Genomic DNA, 493 nt, shown 5'->3' on the forward strand with positions numbered 1-493 from the left:
GCTCGGTCATCAAGGTGTATCCGAATCTGGCCATGAGGCTGTAATACCCGTGCAGAAGACCGCGAAACTGGGTATGCGGACGCCATGACCGAATCACAGACTGTGCAAACTGAGGGCACCGGCGAGCGGCGGATGAGGATTTCGCTCACCTGGGTGTTGGTGGTGCTGACCATTCCGGCAGCCGTTCTGGTGTTCCTGTACGGCATGGGTGCGGTGATGGGCATGGCCGGGTGCACCGGCGACGTCTGCGCGGACAAGGGCCCGGGAGAGTTCTGGTTCGGGATCCTTTTCTACGGCGCGCCGGTGGTGCCCGTGGTCACGATCGCCGTATCGATACTCACCTCGCGGATGCGGTACGGGGTGCTGGTCCCCGTCATCGGGTTGGCACTGCTGGCAATCGATTTCGCTGTGCTGGCACTTACGTTCTGAGCTCAGCTGCTGGGCCGCTGCCGCATCACGCCGGGATGGTCGGAGTACCAGCGGTCCTCGATGC

1 protein-coding gene is annotated in these 493 nt (G+C 62.9%); it reads left to right on the forward strand.

Features of this window, described 5'->3' with window-relative positions:
- Positions 1 to 84: 84 nt before the first annotated feature.
- Complete coding sequence (locus IMZ11_RS43825; protein ID WP_003882821.1) at positions 85 to 429, forward strand: hypothetical protein; 345 nt, start codon at positions 85 to 87, stop codon at positions 427 to 429.
- The last annotated feature ends 64 nt before the right edge of the window (positions 430 to 493 follow it).

It is taken from the genome of Microtetraspora sp. AC03309 (assembly GCF_020826795.1).
Classification (GTDB): Bacteria; Actinomycetota; Actinomycetes; order Streptosporangiales; family Streptosporangiaceae; genus Microtetraspora; species Microtetraspora glauca.